Origin of the sequence: Streptomyces sp. NPDC059874, assembly GCF_042731135.1 — a bacterium.
Lineage (GTDB): Bacteria > Actinomycetota > Actinomycetes > Streptomycetales > Streptomycetaceae > Streptomyces.
On sequence record NZ_JBHWJY010000164.1, the window covers coordinates 1 to 5,288 of the forward strand.

Sequence of the window (5,288 nt, forward strand, 5' to 3'; positions counted from 1 at the left end):
GCCTGGCACGCACTCTCGCCGCACCGGGCGAAAGCCCAAGTACGTCCAGTACAAGGGCTTCCGCCCGGCACGCCGAGAGCACGCACCAGACGCCGGGGGGCCGCCCTTCGGGCGACGACGGGAATTTGACGACAGGGCCTAGGCGGTCTCAGCCGCGATCGCGTTGACCGCCGCCCAGCCGAAGGCCATGGCCGGGCCGATCGTCGCGCCCGGGCCGGGGTAGGTCTCCCCCATCACCGCCGCCGAGCAGTTCCCGGAGGCGTACAGGCCCGCGATGACGGCCCCGTCCTCGCGCAGCACCCGGCCGTCCCCGTCGGTGACCAGGCCGCCCTTGGTGCCGATGTCCCCCGGGTGCACGGGGACGGCGTAGAAGGGGCCCTTGTCGATCGGCGCCAGGTTCGGATTGGGCAGCGTCGGGTCGCCGTAGTAGCGGTCGTAGACGCTCTGCCCCCGCCCGAAGTCCTCGTCGACGCCGCCCTCGGCGAAGCCGTTGAAGCGGCGGATCGCGGCGGGCAGTGCGGGCGCCGCGATCTGCCGGGCGAGCTCCTCCACGCTGTCGGCCTTCTTCAGGAAGCCGCTCTCCAGCCACCGCTTGGGGAAGGGCTGGCCGGGGAAGAGGCCGGCGAAGACGTACCGGGCCTTGGAGCGGGCGTCGAGGATCAGCCAGGACGGCACGGTCCTGGCGTCGTGGCGGTCGGCCGCGTACATCCGGTCCACGAACGCGTGGTACGGCGCGGCCTCGTTGGCGTACCGCTCCCCCGCCTCGTTGACGATGACCATGCCCGGGATGCCCCGGTCGGCGACGAGGAAGAACGGCTTCTCGCCGGGCGGGCACACCGAGGGCGCGCCCCACACCTTGTCGAGCAGGTCGGTCGCGGCCCCCAGTTCCGCGACCAGCCGCAGGGCGTCGCCGGTCTGCCCCTCCGAGGCATGCGTCCAGGCCGCGCAGGTGGGCTGCGGAAGGTGCTTCTCCCGCAGCTCCTGGTCGTGCGAGAAGCCTCCTGAGGCCAGTACCACCCCGCCCCGGGCCCGTACGGTCACCTCGCGTCCGGCCCTGGCGACCCGTACGCCCGTCACCCGGCCGGCCGGGTCGGTGACCAGGCCGGTCAGCGGCGCCGACAGCCACAGGTCGCCGCCGAGCCGGTGCAGGGAGAGCCGCATGCGGGCGACCAGCGCCTCGCCGAGGGAGAGCAGGGTGCGGCCGGTGGCCAGGGCCTTCACCGCGCGCGCCCCGACCTTCAGGGACACCTTCTTGCCCGCCCAGGTGCGGCTGACCATGTTGAGGAACCGGAAGTCGTACGAGGTCATGGTCAGCCCGTACGTGGGCAGGCCCGCCCGGCGCATGTCGTGGCGCAGTGCGCCCAGCTGCTTGAAGTCCACGATGCACGGCTCGATGGAGCGGCCCTGCGCCATGCCGCCCTGAGCCTCGGGGAAGTAGTCCGAGTAGCCGGGGGTGTACATGAAGCGGATGTCGGTGCGGTCGTGGAACTCCTTGACCATGCGCGGCCCGTGGGCGAGGTAGGCGTCCTTGCGGGCGGCGGGGACCCGGTCGCCGACGGTGGCGTCGAGGTAGGCGCGGGCCTTGTCGTAGGTGTCGGCGAGGCCGGCCCGGTCGAGGTGGAGGTTGCCGGGGACCCAGATCGCGCCGCCCGACAGGGCGGTGGAGCCGCCGTACTTGTCGGTCTTCTCGACGACGAGGGCGGTCAGGCCGCGCAGTCGGGCGGTGACGGCGGCGGCGAGGCCGGCGGCGCCGGATCCCACCACGACCACGTCGTAGTCGTGCTCGGGCTGGTCGCTCATTCGAAGGCTCCGGTGGCGTAGTCGCTGCGGAAGTACAGCAGGGGCGATCCGCCGTCGCGGGCGGCCGGTTCGAGGATCCGGGCGGTGACGAGGTAGTGGTCGCCGGCCTCGTGGACCTCTTCGAGGGCGCAGTCGACGGTGGCGAGCGCCCCGGCGATGCGGACGGCGCCGTGCTCGGAGAGCTCCCACTCGACGCCGTCGAACTTCTCGCCGCCGCGGCGGCCGAGGGCCTCGCACACCTCCCGCTGTTCCGCGGCGAGGATGCTGACCCCGAACCGGCCGGCGGCCCGGACGGCGGGCCAGCTGGAGGAGGACTTCCCCACGCACAGCAGCACCAGCGGCGGGTCCAGGGACAGGGAGGCGAAGGACTGGCAGGCCAGGCCCGCCGGGCGGCCGTCTTCCCCGACGGCCGCGACGACGGTGATCCCGGAGGCGAAGGCTCCGAGCACCTCGCGGAACGAGGCCGGGTCGATCAGCCGTTCCACTGGTGGCCCCAGAAGCTGTCCGCGGTGATCTCCTTCGCCGTCCAGGTGGCCGGGTCGACGATCAGCCCGTCCCAGCCGTACTCGACCTGGAAGCCGCCGGGGGCCTGCGCGTAGAAGGAGACCATGTGGTCGTTGGAGTGCCGGCCGAGGGTGGAGGCGATGGGGATGCCCGCCTGGTTCATCCGGTCCAGGCAGTAGCCGACGTCGTCGAGGCGCTCCAGCTCGACCATGAAGTGGACGATGCCGGGGGGCAGCGCGCCCGGGTAGAGGCCGAGGCTGTGGTGGCGGCGGTTGGGGCTGAGGAAGTGCATCCAGTGGAAGTCCTTGCCGGGGGCGCCGGTGGGGACCGCGACGGGGGGCAGCTTCATCGAGTCGCGCAGCTGGAAGCCGAGGAGGTTCTCGTAGAAGTCGAGGGTGGCCTCGGTGTCGGGTGCCGGGAGGACGACGTGGCCGAGGCCGAGTTCGCCGGTGACGAAGCGGTTCCCGTACGGGGCGGCGAGCGGGGTGTGGTCCTGTGCCTGGCCCCAGTAGAGCTCCAGCGGGTTTCCGCTGGGGTCCTCGCAGTGGACCAGGCCCCGCACGCGCCGGTCGGCGAGGGTGGCGGCGTCGCCCTCCTTGACGGCGTATCCGGCGGCCTCCAGCTCGGCGGCGGCGTCCTCCAGGCCGCGGGCGTTCGCGACCTCGAAGCCGGCGGCGAGCAGCCGGTCCTGGGCGCCTGCGACGAACTGGAAGCGGTGGATGCGGTCGTCGATGCGGACGTTCAGCTGCGTGTCCGTGGAGCCCTGGGCCTCGGTCATGCCGAGGACGTCGAGGACGTAGGTACGCCACGCGGCGAGGTCGGCGGTCTCGATGCGGAGGTATCCGAGTGCGCGGATGTCCATGTGAGGGCTCCTAGTGCAGGAAGAAGGCGGTGGCGAGACGGTTGAATTCGGCGGCGGCCTCGGTCTGCGCCCAGTGGCCGCAGCGCGGGAAGACGTGGAGGCGGGCGTCGGGGATGGCCTTGAGTGCGACGAAGGCCCCGTCGACGGGGTTGACCCGGTCCTCGCGGCCCCAGGTCAGCAGTACGGGGCAGGTGATGCGGTGTGCCTCGCGCCAGAGCATGGTGTCCTGGGGCCACTTGGCGAAGGCGGCTGCCATCCGGGCGTTGCCGAGGGCGGCTTCGGGGTCGGTGGCCTGGGTGTAGCGCTCTTCCACGAGTTCGTCGGTGACGAGCGCCGGGTCGTGGACGAGGGTGGTGAGGAAGGCGCGCATCCGGTCCCGGGTGGGCTCGGCGGAGCCGGCGAACTCGAAGAGCCGCTTGATGCCTTCGGTCGGATCGGCCGAGAAGAGGTTGAGGGAGATCCCGCCGGGGCCCATGAGTAGCAGCTTGTCCACCTTGTCGGGGTGGTCGAGCGCGATGCGGGTGGCGGTGCCGCCGCCGAGCGAGTTGCCGATGAAGTGGGCCTTTTCGATGCCCAGTTCGTCCATGAGGGCGGCGGTGGCGTCGGCGGCGAAGCTGAAGAAGTCCTTGTCGAGCTCGGGCTTGTCGGACTTGCCGAAGCAGGGCTGGTCGACGAGCAGGGTGCGGAAGTGCTCGGCGAAGTGGGGCAGGTTGCGGCCGAAGTTGGACCAGGCGGAGGCGCCGGGGCCGCCGCCGTGCAACAGGATCACGACGGGGCCGTCGGCCGGGCCGGCCTCGTGGTGGTGGAGGTTCAGGCCGCCGGCCTTGACGGTGCGCGAGGTGCTCTCGTAAGTGATCATCAGAGCATCGTGTCCTGGATGTCGAGTCCGAGGGCGCCCTGGCCGAAGAGGACGAGGGCCCGCTCGGGGTCGTTGGCGGCGTGGCCGCGGCCGGTGTGGACGTCGCGCCAGGCCCGCTGGACGGGGTTCGGGCCGGTGCGCATGGCGCTGCCGCCCGCGTTCTCCATGAGGAGGTCGACGGCGGCGACGCAGCGCTCGGTGGCCAGGACCTGGTCGCGGCGGGCCCGGGTGCGCAGCGGCATCGGCAGTTCCTCGCCGCTCGCGGCGAGGGCGTACAGCTGGGCGATGTTGCGCTTGAGCTGGAGCCAGGAGGCGTCGATGTCGCTCGCGGCGCGGGCGATGCGGACCTGCGCGAAGGGGTCCTCGGCGACCTGCTGGCCGTAGGAGATGCGGAAGCGCTCGCGGGTCGCGGCGACGTAGTCCTCGTAGGCGCCTTCGGCGATGCCGACGATCGGGGTGGAGATGGTGGTGGTGAAGACGGAGGCGTACGGGAGCCGGTAGAGCGGCTCGGGGTTGACCTGGTGGCCGGGGACCTTCAGGGCGGTGACGGGGCCGAAGCTCAGGGCGCGGTGCTCGGGGACGAACACCTGGTCCAGGGTGATGTCGTTGGAGCCGGAGCCGCGCAGGCCGACGGTGTCCCAGACCTCGTCGATGCGGTACTGGGAGCGCGGGACGAGGAAGGTGCGCATGTCCACGGGCCGGCCCTCGGCGTCGGTGACGAGCCCGCCGAGCAGGGCCCAGTCGGCGTGGTCGCAGCCGGAGGAGAAGTGCCAGCGGCCGCTGACGGTGAATCCTCCGTCGACGGGGGTGACCTTGCCGGTGGGGGCGTACGAGGAGCAGATGCGGGTGTCGGGGTCGGCGCCCCAGACCTCTTCCTGGGCGCGGGCGTCGTAGAGGGCGACGTGCCAGGGGTGGACGCCGACGACGGAGGCGACCCAGCCGGTGGAGCCGCAGGCCTTGGCTATCTCCTTGACGGCGGCGTAGAAGACGGCGGGGTTCGCGGCGCGGCCGCCGTGGGCCTTGGGCTGGAGGAGGCGGAAGAAGCCGGTGTCGGCGAGTTCTTTGATGCTCGCCTCGGGGACCTTGCGCTGGGCCTCCGCCTCGGCGGCGCGTTCGCGCAGGGCCGGGGCGAGGTCGCGGACTGCGTCGAGGACGTCTTCGTCGCTCATGGTGTCCCTAATTCCTTCCTAGCAGTTCCGGATCAGAAGGTTTGTCCGTCCGGGCTGTTCGAGTACGGGGTCTGTCATGCCTCTGATGTCCCGG

At 72.0% G+C, this 5,288-nt stretch carries 5 protein-coding genes; all 5 read right to left on the bottom strand.

The genetic code is table 11. The features are described from left to right. Positions 1-138: 138 nt before the first annotated feature. The 5 genes from ACFV9H_RS41055 to hsaA are packed head-to-tail and all read right to left on the bottom strand — an operon-like array spanning position 139 to position 5,194. Positions 139-1,800, bottom strand: coding sequence for an FAD-dependent oxidoreductase (locus tag ACFV9H_RS41055; RefSeq protein WP_385409057.1), 1,662 nt, complete (start codon positions 1,798-1,800; stop codon positions 139-141). Further along, the gene (locus ACFV9H_RS41060; protein WP_385409059.1) at positions 1,797-2,285 is read right to left on the bottom strand and encodes a flavin reductase family protein; all 489 of its coding nucleotides are present in this window, start codon (positions 2,283-2,285) and stop codon (positions 1,797-1,799) included. The genes ACFV9H_RS41055 and ACFV9H_RS41060 overlap by 4 nt, the downstream gene beginning before the upstream one ends. Next, on the bottom strand, positions 2,273-3,166 hold the full coding sequence (locus ACFV9H_RS41065) for a VOC family protein (RefSeq protein WP_385409061.1): 894 nt from the start codon (positions 3,164-3,166) through the stop codon (positions 2,273-2,275). Before ACFV9H_RS41065 ends, ACFV9H_RS41060 begins: the two co-directional genes overlap by 13 nt. A 10-nt stretch (positions 3,167-3,176) precedes the next feature. After that, entirely contained in the window at positions 3,177-4,025 is an 849-nt protein-coding gene (gene hsaD, locus ACFV9H_RS41070) for a 4,5:9,10-diseco-3-hydroxy-5,9,17-trioxoandrosta-1(10),2-diene-4-oate hydrolase (RefSeq protein WP_385409063.1), read from the bottom strand. Next, positions 4,025-5,194: a 3-hydroxy-9,10-secoandrosta-1,3,5(10)-triene-9,17-dione monooxygenase oxygenase subunit gene (gene hsaA / locus ACFV9H_RS41075; RefSeq protein ID WP_385409065.1), complete on the bottom strand. Its 1,170-nt coding sequence runs from the start codon at positions 5,192-5,194 to the stop codon at positions 4,025-4,027. The genes hsaD and hsaA overlap by 1 nt, the downstream gene beginning before the upstream one ends. Between the last annotated feature and the right edge of the window lie 94 nt (positions 5,195-5,288).